Origin of the sequence: Moorena sp. SIO3A2 (genome assembly GCF_010672265.1) — a bacterium.
GTDB classification, from domain to species: domain Bacteria; phylum Cyanobacteriota; class Cyanobacteriia; order Cyanobacteriales; family Coleofasciculaceae; genus Moorena; species Moorena producens.
In genome coordinates this window covers 16479-34160 of record NZ_JAAHHC010000021.1, presented here as the reverse complement: position 1 = coordinate 34160, position 17682 = coordinate 16479, and the positions used below count along the sequence as shown (strand labels likewise).

17 protein-coding genes are annotated in these 17682 nt (G+C 43.5%); 6 read left to right on the top strand and 11 right to left on the bottom strand.

What is annotated here, in order from left to right:
* Positions 1-147 precede the first annotated feature (147 nt).
* Positions 148-1866 (top strand): lysine--tRNA ligase, encoded by a 1719-nt coding sequence (lysS, locus tag F6K64_RS22170; protein ID WP_008183060.1) that lies wholly within the window; start codon positions 148-150, stop codon positions 1864-1866.
* Positions 1867-2112: 246 nt separating this feature from the next.
* Here the strand turns inward: lysS and F6K64_RS39030 are convergent, their stop codons facing one another.
* Positions 2113-2256: a plasmid mobilization protein gene (locus F6K64_RS39030; RefSeq protein ID WP_008183062.1), complete on the bottom strand. Its 144-nt coding sequence runs from the start codon at positions 2254-2256 to the stop codon at positions 2113-2115.
* A 77-nt stretch (positions 2257-2333) separates the two neighbouring features.
* Here F6K64_RS39030 and F6K64_RS22165 point away from each other — a divergent pair, with 77 nt between their 5' ends.
* Entirely contained in the window at positions 2334-3515 is a 1182-nt protein-coding gene (locus F6K64_RS22165; RefSeq protein WP_008183065.1) for an RNA-guided endonuclease InsQ/TnpB family protein, read from the top strand.
* Positions 3516-3819: 304 nt separating this feature from the next.
* Complete coding sequence (locus F6K64_RS22160) at positions 3820-5454, top strand: alpha-D-glucose phosphate-specific phosphoglucomutase (RefSeq protein ID WP_008183066.1); 1635 nt, start codon at positions 3820-3822, stop codon at positions 5452-5454.
* Here the strand turns inward: F6K64_RS22160 and F6K64_RS22155 are convergent.
* On the bottom strand, positions 5451-5756 hold the full coding sequence (locus tag F6K64_RS22155) for a hypothetical protein (RefSeq protein ID WP_131826939.1): 306 nt from the start codon (positions 5754-5756) through the stop codon (positions 5451-5453). The genes F6K64_RS22160 and F6K64_RS22155 overlap by 4 nt on opposite strands.
* 1322 nt (positions 5757-7078) lie before the next feature.
* Between F6K64_RS22155 and F6K64_RS22150 the strand changes: the two genes are divergently transcribed.
* Positions 7079-8404: a hypothetical protein gene (locus F6K64_RS22150; RefSeq protein WP_008183068.1), complete on the top strand. Its 1326-nt coding sequence runs from the start codon at positions 7079-7081 to the stop codon at positions 8402-8404.
* Positions 8405-9858: 1454 nt separating this feature from the next.
* Positions 9859-11178: a hypothetical protein gene (locus F6K64_RS22145; protein WP_008183071.1), complete on the top strand. Its 1320-nt coding sequence runs from the start codon at positions 9859-9861 to the stop codon at positions 11176-11178.
* A 599-nt stretch (positions 11179-11777) separates the two neighbouring features.
* Here the strand turns inward: F6K64_RS22145 and F6K64_RS22140 are convergent.
* From F6K64_RS22140 to F6K64_RS22125, 5 genes are all read right to left on the bottom strand, one after another.
* Complete coding sequence (locus tag F6K64_RS22140) at positions 11778-12245, bottom strand: FxLYD domain-containing protein (RefSeq protein WP_008183073.1); 468 nt, start codon at positions 12243-12245, stop codon at positions 11778-11780.
* A gap of 562 nt (positions 12246-12807) precedes the next feature.
* Positions 12808-13260, bottom strand: a complete 453-nt coding sequence (locus F6K64_RS22135; RefSeq protein ID WP_008183077.1) for a hypothetical protein — start codon at positions 13258-13260, stop codon at positions 12808-12810.
* Between the two features lie 199 nt (positions 13261-13459).
* A complete protein-coding gene (locus F6K64_RS22130) occupies positions 13460-13630 on the bottom strand; it encodes a hypothetical protein (protein ID WP_154659760.1) in 171 nt (56 codons plus the stop codon).
* The gene (locus tag F6K64_RS39025; RefSeq protein WP_502708059.1) at positions 13615-13833 is read right to left on the bottom strand and encodes a hypothetical protein; all 219 of its coding nucleotides are present in this window, start codon (positions 13831-13833) and stop codon (positions 13615-13617) included. The genes F6K64_RS22130 and F6K64_RS39025 overlap by 16 nt, the downstream gene beginning before the upstream one ends.
* Positions 13808-13981 carry a hypothetical protein gene (locus F6K64_RS22125; protein WP_154659761.1) on the bottom strand — a complete coding sequence of 58 codons (174 nt, stop codon included), beginning with the start codon at positions 13979-13981 and terminating at the stop codon, positions 13808-13810. Before F6K64_RS22125 ends, F6K64_RS39025 begins: the two co-directional genes overlap by 26 nt.
* 14 nt (positions 13982-13995) lie before the next feature.
* On the opposite strand from F6K64_RS22125, the gene F6K64_RS22120 reads away from it, so the two are divergent.
* Positions 13996-14487, top strand: a complete 492-nt coding sequence (locus F6K64_RS22120; protein WP_008183079.1) for an acyl-CoA thioesterase — start codon at positions 13996-13998, stop codon at positions 14485-14487.
* A 32-nt stretch (positions 14488-14519) separates the two neighbouring features.
* Here the strand turns inward: F6K64_RS22120 and F6K64_RS22115 are convergent, their stop codons facing one another.
* The 4 genes from F6K64_RS22115 to F6K64_RS22100 form a co-directional block, all read right to left on the bottom strand.
* Positions 14520-14684, bottom strand: coding sequence for a hypothetical protein (locus F6K64_RS22115; protein ID WP_154659762.1), 165 nt, complete (start codon positions 14682-14684; stop codon positions 14520-14522).
* A gap of 83 nt (positions 14685-14767) precedes the next feature.
* Positions 14768-15430 carry a potassium channel family protein gene (locus F6K64_RS22110; RefSeq protein ID WP_008183083.1) on the bottom strand — a complete coding sequence of 221 codons (663 nt, stop codon included), beginning with the start codon at positions 15428-15430 and terminating at the stop codon, positions 14768-14770.
* Positions 15431-15893: 463 nt separating this feature from the next.
* Positions 15894-16541: a peptide-methionine (S)-S-oxide reductase MsrA gene (gene msrA, locus F6K64_RS22105; RefSeq protein WP_008183085.1), complete on the bottom strand. Its 648-nt coding sequence runs from the start codon at positions 16539-16541 to the stop codon at positions 15894-15896.
* A gap of 456 nt (positions 16542-16997) precedes the next feature.
* A complete protein-coding gene (locus F6K64_RS22100) occupies positions 16998-17594 on the bottom strand; it encodes a thermonuclease family protein (RefSeq protein ID WP_287266324.1) in 597 nt (198 codons plus the stop codon).
* Positions 17595-17682: the final 88 nt, after the last annotated feature.

Below are 17682 nucleotides of genomic sequence, written 5' to 3'. Positions count from 1 at the left end.
GAAGTTATACTTCCCTTATGTTACCCGTTACCTATTTTAACCAGGATGTTAACGTTTAACTTATAATTGCTATATACTAAGGGATCACCAGGCAGCACTAACTCACAGTTGATCCACTATGTGTCCACTAGATTGTCGCTATAAATTATGTCAGACCAATCCCGTCCAGAAGCACAAAGCACTTCAACTCTAGAAGAAATTCGCACCACACGGCTTGAAAAAGTTGAACAACTGAAAGCAGAAGGATTAATTCCCTATGCCTATAATTGGGAATCTACAGCTCAGGCTGCCGAATTGCAGCAAAACTATGCTGACCTAGGCAATGGCGAAGAAGTAGATGTGGAAGTGGCTGTTGCTGGTCGGATTATAGCTCGTCGTGTCTTTGGTAAATTAGCTTTCTTCAACATTCAGGATGAGACTGGTACAATTCAGCTTTACCTGGATAAAAAGAGAATCACTGCTAAAATGGCAGACCTTCCCAATGCTTTCAATATTCTCAAAAAACTCACTGATACTGGAGATATTATTGGGGCAAAAGGAACCATCAAGCGCACGGAGAAAGGGGAACTATCGATCTATGTCAAGGAGTATGATATCCTGACTAAATCTTTGTTGCCTTTACCAGATAAATGGCATGGTTTGACGGATACAGAAAAGCGCTATCGTCAACGTTATGTTGACCTAATTGTTAATCCTGATGTCCGGGAAACCTTTCGTCGTCGTGCCAAAATAACTGCTTCTATTCGGCACTATTTAAACCAACAGGATTTTATTGAAATTGAAACTCCGGTACTTCAGAGTGAGGCTGGTGGTGCAGATGCGCGTCCTTTTATCACCTACCACAATACCTTACAAATGGACTTGTATCTGCGTATTGCTACCGAGTTACATCTGAAGCGACTAATTGTTGGTGGTTTTGAAAAGGTGTATGAGTTGGGGCGTGTTTTCCGCAATGAAGGAATTTCGACTCGTCACAATCCGGAATTCACCATGATTGAAATCTATCAGGCTTACGCCGATTATAATCAGATGATGGTGTTGACGGAAAATCTGATTAGTAATGCTGCTAAGGAAGTGTTAGGTACACTAACCATTAACTACCAAGGTGAAGTAATTGATCTAACTCCCCCTTGGCGTAAAGTAACGATGCAAGAGTTAGTCAAAGACCAAATTGGTTTAGATTTTGATAAGTTTACCAACATTGAGCAGGCAAAAGCAGCAGCAAAAGATGCTGGTGTGGAGGTTCCCAATGATTGCTATTCTATTGGTAAATTGCTCAATGAAGCTTTTGAGCAGAAGGTAGAAGAAACGTTAATCCAACCGACTTTCGTTCTGGATTATCCTGTGGAAATCTCTCCCCTCACTAAGCCCCATCGCTCAAAATCTGGTTTAGTAGAACGGTTTGAATTGTTTATAGTGGGAAGAGAAACAGCAAACAGTTATTCTGAGTTAACTGATCCTATAGATCAACGGCAACGACTAGAAGCTCAAGCAGCCAGGAAAGCAGCAGGAGATTTGGAAGCTCAAGATGTTGATGAAGACTTTCTCGCTGCTCTGGAGTACGGTATGCCTCCCACTGGTGGTTTAGGTATTGGTATTGACCGTTTAGTGATGCTACTCACTGATTCAGCTAGTATTCGAGATGTGATTGCTTTCCCATTGCTGAAAAGTACCAGCGCTGTGATTAAATCCTTCGACTACGATGTAGAAAAAAAAATTCTTCGGGTTCAATTCAATAATGGTAGTATCTACAAGTATCGGGATGTACCAGAGGAGATCTACAAGGGTTTAAAAGATAATCCTTCTATCGGTCAGTATTTTAATACCCATATCCGCGAAAAATATGGCTTCGACCGAGAAATTTAGTGTAAGGATTCAGCCCAAGGATCATCAGCCATAATCTAGTAACTTGCTGTTGGATTATAAGTTGAGAGGTCAGATGAAAATTTAGCTGTCCGGTAAAAGAAGCCCCACATCTCAATCCGCAAGGATGAGTGTTCAAAGTTACCGTAAGAATAAGGCAGTCTTTATGGTTGGTCGGCTATGAGACAAAGGTTAAAACTGTATGATTAAGACTGCCTTATTCTAAGGTTTCGTTTCCAGGGATGAATTTTACACAGAGTCTCCTGGGATTGGGAGACGAGCTATAAAACTTCTGACCAACTCAGATGGAGTCATACCCCTCCTGTCAGCCTCCTGCTTTAACTGCTTTTTCTCAAACTCAGTTACTCTAACTATCAATTTTTTATCTTTCATTTTTTTTGATGTTGTGGGTTGTTATTTGGCTACCCACATGCTAACCTAGTTATAGGTCGAAAAACAGGATACAAAAAATGAGACTAGCTTACCAGTACCGATTACGTCCAACGAGAGAGCAGAAAGTTGTAATAGACAATTGGTTGTCAATGCTTTGTGCTCAATACAATTACTTGTTGGCTGATCGATTTAACTGGTACGAAGCTAACCGCTGTCCCATTAATGCCTGCCCACTTGTCTGTCATCTTCCAAAATTAAGAGTTAATCCTGACTACTACAGTCAAAAGAAAAGATTACCAGGACTAAAGAAAACCCATCCTTGGTACAAGCAGGTTCACTCTCAGGTACTTCAGGATGTTGTCAAGAGGGTAAAGTTAGCTTTTGATAGGTTCATTAAAGGGGATAGTAATGGAAGACGAAGTGGTCGGCCTAGGTTCAAAAAACCACACCGTTATCGCACTTTTACTTACCCTCAAGTAAAGGAAGGGTGCCTAGATGGAGACTTAATAAATCTCCCAAAAATAGGCAGAGTAAAGGTAGTACTTCATCGCCCCATTCCTTCCGGCTTCAAGATTAAGACAGCTTCCATTACAAAAAAGTGCGATGGATACTATCTGGTCTTGTCCCTGGAAGACAAGACAGTTCCCGAAGTTAAGCCAGACATAAATCCAGATTCAATAATTGGGATTGATGTTGGTCTAAAGGATTTTTTGACAACCTCCGAAGGGGAAGCCATAGAGATTCCTCAATACTATCGGAAAGCTCAAAAGCGCTTAAAGGTTGTCCAAAAGCGGGTATCTAGAAGGAAGAAGGGAGGAAGTAATAGACTTAAGGCTATCAAACAGCTCGGGAAACAGCATAAAAAAGTAGCGGATAAACGGAAAGACTTTCATTTCAAGACCGCTAATTACTTATTGTCAAACTACGACGTAGTTGCTCACGAAAAGTTAAACGTCAAAGGGATGGCTAAATCCCGATTGGCTAAATCTGTGCTAGATGCTGGGTGGTCAAGCTTTCTGACGATACTGACGAACAAAGCCGAAAATGCTGGTTTGTTGGCTGTCCCAGTAAGCGCTCAAAACACTTCACAGAATTGCTCCAATTGCGGAAAAAAAGTCCCAAAGAAGCTGCATGTAAGATGGCATGACTGTCCCCATTGTGGATGTAGTCTAGATCGCGATCACAATGCAGCTATAAACATCAAAAACAGAGCGGAAGGGCAGTCCGTTCTTAAAGCCCAGCGCCTCCGCGCGCAATAGCCGGATTGGCTGGGAAGCCTACACTGAACCCAACGGGTCAGTGTAGGAGCTGTCACTTCTTAATGAGCGATTAGCTAACCTTGTGCAAAGCTAATCGCTTGTAGCTTAGATAGATTAAAGTGAAGCATTGACAAATAAACAAAAATATGCGTAGGTAAGGATTGATCGTGCGTTCGCGCTTTTCTAGACCAGGGCTCACTAAAGTCATCAGTCATTTATCAAAGACTTTTGAATTTTTCATTAACAATTAACAGGTAACAGTTAACAATAAAGAATTAGCAGTAAAACCTGTAGCTAGCTTGTAATGAACATACGCACTGTCTCTACTAAGCCCTTTACAGACCAAAAGCCCGGTACTTCCGGACTCCGTAAGTCGGTCACCGTTTTTCAAGAGCCCCATTACCTGGAAAACTTTATCCAGTCTATCTTTGACTCCCTAGAAGGCTGTGAAGGTCAAACCCTAGTTGTAGGGGGTGATGGTCGCTACTACAATCGGCAAGCAATTCAGACCATTCTCAAAATGGCAGCCGCCAATGGGTTAGGTCGGTTGTTAGTCGGTTGTGGTGGTATTCTGTCTACCCCAGCAGCATCTTGTGTTATTCGCAAGCATAAGGCATTAGGTGGCATTATCCTCTCGGCTAGCCACAATCCTGGGGGTCCAAAGGGTGACTTCGGTGTCAAGTATAACACCAGTAATGGTGGACCAGCACCGGAAAAGGTGACGGAAGCTATCTATGCTCGGAGTAAAGTCATTGATAGTTACAAAATCCTGGAGGCTGCGGATGTGAATCTAGACCGACCAGGTGCATTTACCCTGGGAACCTTGAGCGTTGAGGTGATTGACCCAGTTGAGCCTTATACTCAATTGATGGAGTCCCTGTTTGATTTTGACCGCATTCACCAGCTACTAACCTCTGGGAAATTCCGCATGTGTATGGACTCATTACATGCGGTAACTGGTCCCTATGCCCATGCTATTTTTGAACAACGCCTAGGGGCACCAGAAGGTACAGTACTTAATGGTATACCGTTAGAAGATTTTGGTGGTGGTCATCCTGACCCCAATTTAGTCTATGCTAAGGACTTGGTGGATATTCTCTATGGTGATAATGCACCGGACTTTGGGGCTGCTTCCGATGGGGATGGCGATCGCAATATGATCCTGGGAAGCTCGTTCTTCGTTACCCCCAGTGATAGCATCGCTGTGTTAACCGCCAATGCCCATCTGGTACCTGGTTATAGTCAAGGTTTAGCAGGGGTCGCTCGTTCCATGCCAACCAGTGCTGCTGTAGACCGAGTGGCGGCTCAGTTGGGTATTGATTGCTATGAGACCCCAACAGGTTGGAAGTTTTTTGGCAATTTATTGGATGCAGGTAAAGCCACTTTGTGCGGTGAAGAAAGTTTCGGCACTGGTTCTAACCATGTACGGGAAAAAGATGGACTTTGGGCAGTGCTATTCTGGCTCAATATCCTGGCAGTGCGGGGTGAATCAGTGGAGCAGATTGTCCGTAGCCACTGGCAAACCTATGGTCGTAATTTCTATTCCCGCCATGACTATGAAGAGGTAGATGGGGCACGAGCTCAGGAACTGATGGAGCGTCTGCGTTCAAGTGTGCCAGACCTGAAAGGACAGCAATTTGGCTCTTACCAGGTAGAGTATGGTGATGACTTTAGTTACACAGACCCAGTAGATGGGAGCGTCAGCCAGAAGCAGGGGATTCGGATTGGCTTTACTGATGGCTCTCGGATTGTATTCCGCCTATCTGGTACTGGCACAAAAGGGGCAACCCTACGCCTCTATTTAGAGAGCTATGAGCCAGATTCCACTAAGCATGACGTGGATACTCAACAAGCATTGGAACCACTGATTTCCCTTGCCCATGAGATTGCCCAGATTCGCAAGTTTACAGAGCGGGAGGTTCCCACTGTAATTACCTAAGGTTTTGATGGGTTAGTTTCCCTGTTAATGAAAGGAACATGGGTAATAGGTAATAGGTAATAGGTAATAGGTAATAGGTAATAGGTAATAGGTAATAGGTAATAGGTAATAGGTAATAGGTAATTAGGTAAGCATTCAGCGTGTCGCGTATCAGCGTGTCGCGTATCAGCCAGCCATTCCCGTAGCGTGGCCAACGGCCAAGGCTGACGGCTGACGGCTGACGGCTGACGGCACCTCAAGTAGCACCATCTGTAGCGCATATGCTTACTTGGTATAGCACTACCCATTAAGATGTTTGACATTGTCTTGATGCAAAGCGCGAGTGGGGGAAACCACGGCAGTCGCTCATGGGGGGGACCCCCAAGACCGCGCTGCCTCCCCAAGACCGTAATGGTGCGCTTACAGTCGTCGAATTAAATTCGCCACGGGTCGCACCTCTGCATCGCTTCTAAACTCCGAAACCTAGTCCTAGCTTACTTTTGACTTCTGACTTCTCACTTCTGACTTGCCCGTAGCGCTATACAACCCCGACCAGTTACCTATTACCCATTAGCCGTTACCAAAATGAGTAACTGTCTCGGTAATAGTGGATAGCCTAGATTTCAATAGCAACAGATTTTTATTCCTAGAGGTGCGACCCAAGGGCGATTTACTCGCCCTAGGAGGCGCGCACCTATAAAAATTTTCATCATTGTTTAATTTAGCTCATCTCCATAGATGGTTCTTGGATATTTCGTCAAGTCAAGAGATATCTGGCTACATTTCAACATTATTTATTGTCAATTAGTTAATTTTATGAATAATCTCAAATCACCTGCTGTTAACCCTTTTTGCCACACAGTAAATTGATTGGGGCAAAAGCTTGCTTGCACACCTCAATGACTGAATCAAAGAGGGACTGAATGAAAAAGATTATTCTTTAACCCAGATTTGGTATAACCCCTAACTGCTCTGAGGGAGGGTAAAATTACTCATTCATAATTCTTAGCTGAATGATGTTATATAATAATTAGTTTTTGCTCAGGACTAACTCAGTAAATTTTTCATAAATTTTTATGAATTTTTGATGAAAATCCCTATTTTGATAGTGACATTTACTGAAATTTATGCCATTTATACTAATGGTAGGATTTTTTTTTGTCAGTCAAAACGCAAAAAAAAAATATGAAGCCTAGAACCAAACTACTTTTTTGACTAGGTCATCTGTTAGGGGTGGAATTTGATCAGGGAATCGTTAGGGAGTCAAACTATAGAAAAGGCTTCAAAAAATCTATCCAGTTTCACTGGATAGATTTGAGGAGGGCATCTTTGAACTATTAAAGGGGGTGTTTTACCCTTACCGATGTTTCTAGAAACATGTATCTAGAAAGGTACTGTACCCTAGATACATCGATAAGCATGATTAAATTTGCCCCAAAAGTTCACATACAAAGTTCACATAAAAAGTTCACAGACTCTTATCCCATTTCAGGCCAGGGACGTTGAGTAATGCCAGTTTTGTAAGTTACACATCCCGTGAGTTACTGAATTGGGATGGAGTAATTAGAAATTTTTTGGTGCATCAGGACTGAAAAGAAAAGCCCACCAGTGTAAACACAGATAACTTTTGGGAGAAAACCATCTTATGGTTCTGATTGAAGCAGAAAGCGATCGCGTAACGCGAGTCAACTATGAGACAACCAGTGCAAACAATATTGATACCGTTGCTTCAGGCGGTCGAGCCGTCCAGATCTCAAGCTTTAATGACCCGGTTGAAGAAAACCCTGGTGTGCTTAGATTTCAATGGACAGCAGATGATGGACCGGCTGGTAAGTACGATATTAGTATTGCCTACTTTGACGAAGAGGATGGGGAATCTCCACTGACATTTAGTGTCAACGACAATGTAGTTGGTACATATGTTTATAATCTAAACTTACCTGGGATTACAGCTGAGCCAAGGAATTATGTCCCTCTGAGCGGTGGCAATCCACGTGGCCCTCGCCCTCTAAGTGCTGAGGATAATCCAAATGCCATTTTTCAGGGCGTAGACCTTGCTCCAGGGGATGAAATAGAAATCTCGGTACTGGCAGATAGCATTAATAATGATGCTAATTTCGAGCTAGGGCGACTTGATGCCATTGAAATTACCCCAGCTGAAGATATTATCCCCAGTTTGGATCTGTTCTGGCGTAATCCTGTCACTGGACAACTTGGTGTGTGGACTCTAAATGACGAAGGCACTAGCGTCGAGACGGCAGCGTTCATTAAAGATCAAAGTGGTAAGGAGGTATTGGTACCAGACGACAGTCCATTTGACGCCCGTGGTGTTGTGGATTTAGGCGATGGTAACAGGAGTCCTCTGTGGCGTAATACCGAAACCGGGGGTGTTGCGATTTGGAAGATGGAAGGCTCCGAGTTCCAGGAGGCAATAACTACTCAGGCACCAGCAGGTCAACCAGGATCAGACCTCAACTGGGAAATCCGTGGCACCGGAGATGTTAACGGTGGTGGTGCAGAAGAAATCTTCTGGTACAACACATCTACTGGAGAAATTGCTGTTTGGGAGATAGATCAAACCGGGTTTCAGAATGCTACGTTTATTACGGATACCAATGGTGACAGGTTGACCATATCACCTAATGATCCCTGGCAGTTAGTTGCGGCTGGAGACATGGATGGCGATGGTAACGCAGATGCTATCTGGGAAAATATGAATACCCAAGAGTTTGCCTACTGGAAGCTTGATGGTACTGTTTTCCAAAACGCAGTGCTGATCGATTCCCGACCAGCAAACGGTGCTTGGGAATTCCGTGGTTCCTATGACGCTAACAACGATGGTACTGATGATTTCTTCTTCCGTAATTCCGTTACTGGACAGAATGGCATGTGGATGATCCACAATAACTCACTGGGTCAGATTGTCGAGATCGATAGGGTTGAGGATCTCAACTTCTCCTTCTACGTCTAGGATAGTCAGCAGCTAGCTTTTCTGTTGTAATTAAAGTTGAGAAAAACCCACCCCTTCTGCTTACGCTCAAGGGGTGGGTTGATTGTTCACTTAAATCTGAATCTAATATCTCCGAGTTTTAGGGCAAACGCATCTAATCGTCACAAACCAGATCTTATTGGCATTTGGCTGACCCAAAAATTTATTGCTGACCCAAAAATTTTGACGGGGATGAATTAAACTGGTATATTATTTATTTGGCTTATCTTTAGCGCCACTATGATTTTCACTAATTAATAGGTACGACCACCAGGATATAAAACTGTCAGCATTCAGGCTAATGCTGTCAGCTATCATGCTTAAAATAAACCCAGCGTAGCGTGCGCCGTTCCCGTAGCGTGCGCCGTTTTCGTAGCGTGCGCCGATGCGCAATGTGCAATGGGCAAACGGGATAATTTAATATTGATAGATTAATGAGAATTGAAAGTCAACAGAAAAGTCCTTGGCCTATGGCCACGCTACTTGAAGTCCTTTGTGGCACAGGCTTCGACGCTGTGATCCAAAAAAGATTAAACGAATGCTTACCTCTTTTATTCAAAAGCACCTCAAGTAGCACCCTCTGTAGGGCATTAGCTGATAGCTGATAGCTTACCCACTAACTGCCCTGAGGCAGGGGAAAATTTATCATTCATAATTATTAGCTGACTTGATGTTATATAATAATTAGTTTTTGCTCAGTGCCAACTCAGTAAAAATTTTATAAATTTTTATGAAAATTTAATGAATATACCTAATTTGATAGTGACATTTACGGATTTTTATGGCATTTATACTAGTGGTAGGTTTTTTTTCAGTCAAAACGCCAAAAAAATCTGAAGCCTGGAACAAAAATATTTTTTTGAGTAGATCATCTGTTAGGGGTGGAATTTTATCAGGGTATCGTTAGCCAGTAAAATAATATAAAAGGCTTCAAAAAATTTATCCAGTTTCACTGGATAAATTTCAGCAGGGCATCTTTGAACTATTAAAGGGGGTGTTTTACCCTTATCGATATATCTAGAAATAGGTATCTAGAAAGGTATTGTACCCTAGATACATCGATAAGCATAATTAAATTTTCCCCAAAAGTTCACAGACAAAGTTCACAGACTCTTATCCCATTTCAGGCAAGGGACCTTGAGTAATGCCAGTGTATTGATGCAAAGCGCGAGTGGGGGAAACCACGGCAGACCGCGAGTGGGGAGGGGCTGTGTGCGGAACCTGCGTCCGCACCGCTGTTTGCCCCGTGGGAACCCCCAAGACCGCACTGCCTCCCCTGTTCCGAAGCTGCATCGCTTTTGTAAGTTACACATCCCGTCAATTAGTGAGTTGGGACTGAATTGGGATGGAGTAATTAGAAATTTTTTGGTGCATCAGGACGGAAAAGAAAAGCCAACCAATGTAAACACAGATAACTTTTGGGAAAAAACTATCTTATGGTTCTGATTGAAGCAGAAGGTACTCGCGTAACGCGAGTAAACTACGGCATAACCGGTTTCAACAATATTAATCTCGTTGCTTCAGGGGGTCGAGCCGTCGAGATCACAGACTTTGATAACCCGGTTCCAGTTCCCGGTGTGCTTACCTTTCAATGGACAGCACAGGATGGACCAGCTGGTAAGTACGATATTCGTATTGCCTACTTTGACGAAGAGGATGGGGAATCTCCCCTGACATTTAGTGTCAATGGAGAGGTAGTTGGTACCTATGTTTATAATCTAAACTTACCTGCTAATAGACCTCGGCCAACAGCTGAGCCAAGGAATTATGTCCCTCTGAGGGGTGGCAATTCAAGTGGCACCCTAAGTGCTGAGGCTAATCCAAATAAACCCCTTTTTCAAAACATAGACCTTGCTCCAGGGGATGAAATAGAAATCTCGGTACTGGCAGATAGCAATAATTCTGATTTGAATTTCGAGCGAGGGCGACTTGATGCCATTGAAATTACCCGAATCCCCAGTGTGGATCTGTTCTGGCATAATCCTGTCAGTGCAAAAGTTGGTTTGTGGACTCTAAATGGCCAGGGGACTAGCGTCGAGACGACAGCGTTTATTACCGATCAAAGTGGTCAGGAGGTGTCGGTACCAGACAACACTGGATTTGAAGCTCGTGGTGTTGTGGATTTAGGCGATGGTATCAGGAATCCTCTGTGGCGTGATACCCTAACCGGCGGTGTTGCGGTTTGGAAGATGGAACGCTCCGAGTTCCAGGAAGCAATAATTACTCAGGCACCAGCAGGTCAACCGGGATCAGACCTCAACTGGGAAATCCGTGGCACGGGAGATGTTAACGGTGATAGTGCAGAAGAAATTTTCTGGTACAACACATCCAGCGGAGAAATTGCTGTTTGGGAAATAGATGAAAACGGGTTTCAGAATGCTACGTTTATTACGAATACCAATGGTGACAGGTTGACCATATCACCTAATGATCCCTGGCAGTTAGTTGCGGCTGGAGACATGGATGACGATGGTGACGCAGATGCTATCTGGGAAAATATGAATACCCAAGAGTTTGCCTACTGGAAGCTCGATGGTACTGTTTTCCAGGAGGCAGTGCTGATCGATTCCCGACCAGCAGACGGTCCTTGGGAATTCCGTGGGGCCTATGACGCTAACCGAGATGGTATTAATGATTTCTTCTTCCGTAATTCCGTTACTGGACAGAATGGCATGTGGATAATCGAGAATAACTCACTTAGTAATATTGTCGTTATCGATACGGTTGAGGATCTCAACTTCTCCTTCTACGTTTAGGATAGTCAGCAGCTAGCTTTAGGGACTTGCGTGTAAAAAAAATACCAATTAAAGTAGGGTGGGCAAAGTAATATAATTTAGAATAATCAAAAGAAACAAACTGTTTTTGCCCACCCTACAAGCTAAAAACTGGTATTTGATTTTTTGGCTACTCCCTTACTCTTGTCATTAGAGTGAATGAAAACCCACCCCTTCTGCTTAAGCTCAAGGGGTGGGTTGATTGTTCACTCAAATCTGAATCTAATATCTCCGACTGTTAATCACTTCGTAGTCAGGTACGTTAATTGTTATAGCGGTTTGCGATTTTTTAAGTACATAGTTCTGGGTTTTTATGGAACAGGGCACAGGGCACAGGAAACAGGGCACAGGGCACAGGGCACAGGGAGTAGGGAGTAGGAAACAATAAAAAAATCCTGTGTACCTGATTAATATGAGAACCGTTATAGTGAATTATTAGTTATTAATTGAAAACTGTCAATTTTAAATTTATTGATGACATTATTATGTGGGATTCAGTGGTAAGCATTCACCTAAAGACCAAATACTTAGGTTCAGTTGCTCAGCAATTTATGCCTCAAAAGCGTGAATTGATATCGAAATCATGGAGTCGGTTTACGATCCCAGTCAACGGATGTGGTTTTTAATTCCCGACCACCCCACATTTCCGTCTCGAAAGTAGCACTTTCTCCAGCACTGAGGTTAGGGGGATTGGTGTACATGGAACTGGTGCCAATTACACTGCCGTCATCATCGAGAATTTCATAGTTTACTCGGGTCGAGTAGACAGTTTTGTCGGTTTTGTTGACTACACGACCGATAAGACGGTCATTTTGGAAACTCACTTCGCTAATGACTACTTTGGAGTCTGAGATGCCACATAGACTACTAAGATCTACAAGGGTGCCATTATCGGTTTGCATGTAGCACACTGGTAGCTCAATCTCTGTGCTCGGTACAGGGGAGAAGCCAGAGGCAAGCGTCAGTGGCAGGCTAAACGCCTTGGGAACAATTAGCAGGATTGAGGCAGCTTCTAAAGCAAGGGACAAAGACCAAAATTTCACCATCATGGTCACCTTCTCAAACTGATTACAGGATAAATGGTCAGGGTGGGAGCCCTCAGCCCAAGTTCTCCAAGTGGGGAACCTTGGTGGTTGAGGGTGATTACTAGTTCAGCTAGGTTGATACGGATCGTAAATCCAGTTATTAATCGTAGCGTGGGCAGTGCCTACCAACGCGGTTTGCAAGCTTGATTATCTGTCTGGTGCACTGCCCACCCTACATCAACCTAGGTTGATACGGATCGTAAATCCAGTGATTAATCCTAGGGTGGGCAGTGCCTACCAACGCCCTTTGCAAGCTTGATTATCTGTCTGGTGCACTGCCCACCCTACATGAACTCTAGTTCGGCTGGGTTTGTGTAGCCCCACGGTTGACACAGTGGGGCAAAAAAGGCCTAATAGACTAGCATATTGTAGAAACTACTCAGAAGTTATCCGAAAAATTATTTAATGGTTGGGTGAGAGTGGAGAAATTACTGGTAACTCACTTCAGTAATCCTTTAGACGGCTTGTGGTCTAAAGTAGGCTCCACAACCCCCCAAGACAAATTTTTGGATAGCTTCTAAGCAGCCTACGGGCAATGTACAGCAAGGTGGAAGTTACGATCTACGGCATTTCCACTAGAATTGTTAGTAGCAACCCAAACCCCATTGGTGGTGCCAGCGCGTGTGGCTACAGTAACTTCACCAGATCGTTCAGTGCCAAAGCCTGTAGTACCTAAAGTAGCAGTGTAAGCACACCGACGGACATCCCGGTTGAAAAAGACTTCGTACCGACCGTTCAGAACTTTTCGGGCTCGGCTGGCACCGAATCCGCGACTGAGTGCGCCGTTCCTGGTGACTACAGCAAATACGGTTTTTGCACTGGGGGTGGGGGTAGTGGTTAAAGTAAATTGTTGGTTGCTCGGAGGGGTGGGACGAGGCGCGTTAGTATCTTGTGCTAAGGCTTTGCCTTGAGGAATACCGAGGCTGATTACACCCAAAGATAGAACTACAGACGCAATGGCTACTTTACTACGAAACATGATAAATTTCCTGGTTTGAACCTTGAAGTTTGTAATGTTAATACTGAGGTGTTTCGGTCATTGGCTGACTCGAATTCAACCTCTACTTACATTTCTGAAGCCGATCCAGGATTTACGCAGTGGATTGTTTAATCTTTACAAAACTTAAAAAAAAGCTCTGGTCAAACCTGGCATAAAAAGCCGGAAAATTCCCTAAAACCTAGGATGCTTCAGTAACGCACCCTACTGGTAGCATCAGAAGAAACCCATTAGAAGAAACCATGGCGACCTGTGAGCAGATACCCTGAAAGCGATCGCATGCGATCGCTTTCAGCAGGTGATCAGCTTGGTTACCAAATCGTGACCAGATTACTCCTAACCCTCCCAACACAGGGCTAATATCAAGTCTGGTTGAATACCCATAATTAAGGAGAGAGTGGGGAGGGTGGGAAGTGTGGGAAGTGTGGGAAGTGTGGGGAGATGGGGAGATGGGGAGATGGGGAGATGGGGGAGATTTTGATTAAGGGTAATTATCCCGACATGATATAAGGATAGGTTCTGATTACGATCAGTAGGATGATGGTAAACAGTGATTGACTTTTTGAGACGGACGCGATCGCTTACTTTGATCTGTCAGGATTAGACTTGCCCGAACTAGATCCCAAATCAGCAAAAACTTAGCGCTGATCTGATCTAGCTCTAACAGAATACGATCACCATATACGATCATCATACCAGTCACGATTAAGTTGATCCATGTCAGAAACACCCCAAACCTCAACTCAAGGACAGCTGGACAGTACCATGGCAAGTCATGAGCTAACTGCCACCACAGCCAAATGGTTTGACTATCCAGTGCGAGTCCATCCCCACCACACTGACTATGCTGGTATAGTCTGGCATGGTACCTACATTGGCTGGATGGAGGAAGCGAGGGTGGAGTACTTGCGCTCAATGGGTATGGATTATAGTGATTTTGTCAGGCTAGGATGCGATTTACCAGTAGTAGAACTTTCTTTACGCTATCACCGGGCAATGCCAATGGGCACAGCAGCAGTTGTCAAGACAGCCATCGCCGAAATGAAAGGTTTCCGTATGAAGTGGGATTATAAAATTCAATCCCATGATGGCAAAGAACTTTACCTAACCGGTCGTGTGATTCTAGTAGCCGTTGACCGAGAGCAGGGTAAGATTATGCGCAAATTACCACCAGTGCTAAAGGATTTATTAGATAAGCTTTCTAGTTGAGCCAATCGAACTGAGGTTATTTTACGGTTATTTCACAAAGCAATATCAGCATATTGCCACGCTTGTTGATATTGCTGTTGTACAGTTTCTGCTTCTGCTGTTTTTCCTTGTGCTTGCAAGCTTTGTGCTAAACCATGTAATGACCAACCATTTTCCGGATAAATATCTAAATCATTATGATAAACCCTATACAGCAATTGTACCTGTCCTAACTTCACAATCTTAAAAACATACCCTTGAAAGTCTCCTCCCTCTGACTTATCTGCTTCCCCTGCTCCCTCTAATGCTCTGCTTCTGGGTTATAAATTCCGACCAATCTGCCAATTAATACGGCGGGATACATCACCCCACAAATTCCTTCTAAATTAGTCAGAGCTTTCGCTAGAGGACTGACAGGAGTAATATCCCCATAGCCAACGGTAGTTAAGGTGGTAAAACTGAAATAAAGCAGGTCAAAAGAATTAATTGTTTCTGCTGAATAAGTAAAAGATTTTGGGTTTAATAAATAGATAGTTTCAAAAAACAAAACCCACAGAGTACCAATTAAAAGAAAGACGTTAATACCGCCAACTATGGTATCGATCGTGACTTTGTGACCGCTAAAAATCTTCTCAATCATCAACACAATAGCTAAGAGAAAAAAACCACCATAAATAATATTTGTAGCCACAGCTAGCTTTAAGTTAGAGTATTGATAAATAAACTCGATAAAATCGACTACAAAAGCGAGCAATGAAATGAACAGATAACAATAAAAAAACCTTTTATGTAAATAAAATGTTGTAATTATTACAACTATTGCTCCTAATAAAATTAGGGATAGAATTAAGTCGGCAATTATTGCTTGCGAGAAAAAAGCATAGGCGACAAAAGCCAAAAGCAGCACTAACAAAAGCTGAGTATATTTATTCTTGGCTGAACTCTGTAACTGTTTGAGTCTCATCACTCTCTTGCTCCTTGAAAAAGGATATATAGCAATTCTCATCACAAGTTAGGTACACAGGATTTTTTCCAACTCCCCCCTCCCCGCGCCGGAGCACCCCACTAGCTGTTCTCTGGTCCGAAGATCATTAAAACCCAGGACGAAAGTACTTAAAGCAATTTAGAGCTGTTATATCAATTTAAGAAGATTCCCAGAAACTTAGCGCTATTGACAGTAATTATGTCGGTTTAGCAACTTTAGTTTCGCACCAGGAACTAGTGTAAACTCCACTCACTCTGTAGGGGTGGGTTTAGCTTATGTATCAGCCCAAGACAAACAACCTTGTTACAAACGTTACAAAACCCACCCTTTCCTAGTCAACTGAATTGCTGCATTTAGTCATTAGTCATTTGTAATCCACCAAAGTCTCTTGGTACTTACAAATGACTAATTACTGATGAGTGTTAACCACAGAAGTGATGACTTATGAAATTGCAGGGCAATTCACATTCGTCCCACCTAAACCACAATACCCATTAGGATTTTTAGCCAGGTACTGCTGGTGATAGCCCTCTGCGTAATAAAACTCAGGAGCATCTAGAATCTCTGTGGTAATATTACCATAACCGGCGACCTTCAGAGCTTGCTGATAAGCGTTTTGTGAGGCTTCCGCTAGCTTCTTTTGGTCTTCGGAATAGGTATAAATTCCTGAACGGTACTGAGTACCAGTATCATTGCCTTGGCGCATGCCTTGGGTGGGATTGTGGCTTTCCCAGAAGACTTTCAATAGTGCTTCGTAACTGATTACCTTTGGATCAAATACCACCAGCACCACTTCATTGTGACCGGTCATGGCTGTACAGACCTCTTGATAAGTAGGGTTAGGGGTAATGCCAGCAGCGTAACCTACTGCGGTAGTGAACACTCCCTCTTGTTGCCAGAATCGGCGTTCTGCTCCCCAAAAACATCCCATGCCAAACATCGCCATTTCCAATCCATCAGGATAAGGGGGTTTGAGAGGATTGCCGTTGACGTAGTGACGCTCGGGTACTGGCATGAGTTCTGAGCGTCCGGGTAAGGCTTCCTCAGGAGTAGGCACGGTCAGCTTTTTCTTAAATCCGAAGAGTACCATCAGTTTTGAATCTTAGTTTTGATCACTTACTTAACATTTTGCAACATTTATAGCGTTTGTATATGGGTTGTAAACACACCAATTGCAGGAAAAGGCATGCATGCAAGAGGCAAAAGGCAAGAGGGGAAAGAGCTCCGGAGTTTTATTGGATAAGAAAAAAATACCTCTTAGGTTTACATCTGATTTACAAACCCTATATGAGTAAATTACTCATTCATTAGTGGTAACTACCAATAGACTTTTGGCTGGCTATTGGCTAGCTACTAAGAGACGGTTTATAAAGTAAATCTTAAGACAGCTATAGTCTTGAATATTGGTGGGTTACGGCGGACAGCTCTCTTAAAAGGTGAGCTTTGACAGATATCGCCGCCTAACCCACCCTAGGCAAGGATTTAAGCAAAGTTTAACAAACATTCTCTAAGGACTAAAGACTCAGAGGACTAAACACTCTCCGACTCAGGAGGAGGATTTAGTTTTTGCTAAACTACGGTATTCCCAAGCTGGAACAAACTTAGGGTCTCGCCACAACCCTCGCCGATATCGTTTGGCATTGGCTTCAGCACTATCGACCATTTCCGCACTGGGGCAATCTTTCAGATAGGGGCGATATACCTGTGCTAGCCCTTCTTTTACTAGCACTTCCTGGACAAAGGTGCCATCGGTTAAGCGTACTTCACTGACGCTGCGCCCATAGCGGTCAGTATCAGTTACGGTCAAAACCACCTGATTATCGCTTTGCTTGACTAGTTCCTGAAGTCGCTCCTTGGCTTTATTTCCCCATTTGAATTGACTTTTGTCTACCAATTTGCGGCTTTGCTTCTCTTTTTTGGAATGGGCAATTTCTGGAGCGTCGATACAGGCAAACCGAACTTTGACATCCTTGCCAAACCTGTCAGCGACGAGAATGGTATCCCCGTCAGATACCCGTTTGACAGTGTAATTCCCGATTCCTAACTGGTCTAGAAGGGCGGCACATCCAAAGAGACTCAGGATTAGGACAGAGGCTACTATCGATTTGAAAATGTTTTGGATTAGTTGGCGAGTTGGCTTCATGGTCAATTACTGTTGACGAGTGTACAACAGTTTAGCTAAAAAACTCTATTTGTGCCCTATTCCCTGGTTCGACGTTCCGATCAATCCT

Coding starts and splice junctions, on each gene's coding strand:
- F6K64_RS22100 (WP_287266324.1), bottom strand. CDS start 17,594: ATGAAGCCAACTCGCCAACTAATCCAAAACATTTTCAAATCGATAGTA.
- F6K64_RS22160 (WP_008183066.1), top strand. CDS start 3,820: ATGAACATACGCACTGTCTCTACTAAGCCCTTTACAGACCAAAAGCCC.
- lysS (WP_008183060.1), top strand. CDS start 148: ATGTCAGACCAATCCCGTCCAGAAGCACAAAGCACTTCAACTCTAGAA.
- F6K64_RS22165 (WP_008183065.1), top strand. CDS start 2,334: ATGAGACTAGCTTACCAGTACCGATTACGTCCAACGAGAGAGCAGAAA.
- F6K64_RS22120 (WP_008183079.1), top strand. CDS start 13,996: ATGTCAGAAACACCCCAAACCTCAACTCAAGGACAGCTGGACAGTACC.
- F6K64_RS22155 (WP_131826939.1), bottom strand. CDS start 5,756: ATGTCAAACATCTTAATGGGTAGTGCTATACCAAGTAAGCATATGCGC.
- msrA (WP_008183085.1), bottom strand. CDS start 16,541: ATGGTACTCTTCGGATTTAAGAAAAAGCTGACCGTGCCTACTCCTGAG.
- F6K64_RS39030 (WP_008183062.1), bottom strand. CDS start 2,256: ATGAAAGATAAAAAATTGATAGTTAGAGTAACTGAGTTTGAGAAAAAG.
- F6K64_RS22150 (WP_008183068.1), top strand. CDS start 7,079: ATGGTTCTGATTGAAGCAGAAAGCGATCGCGTAACGCGAGTCAACTAT.
- F6K64_RS22140 (WP_008183073.1), bottom strand. CDS start 12,245: ATGATGGTGAAATTTTGGTCTTTGTCCCTTGCTTTAGAAGCTGCCTCA.
- F6K64_RS22145 (WP_008183071.1), top strand. CDS start 9,859: ATGGTTCTGATTGAAGCAGAAGGTACTCGCGTAACGCGAGTAAACTAC.
- F6K64_RS22135 (WP_008183077.1), bottom strand. CDS start 13,260: ATGTTTCGTAGTAAAGTAGCCATTGCGTCTGTAGTTCTATCTTTGGGT.
- F6K64_RS22110 (WP_008183083.1), bottom strand. CDS start 15,430: ATGAGACTCAAACAGTTACAGAGTTCAGCCAAGAATAAATATACTCAG.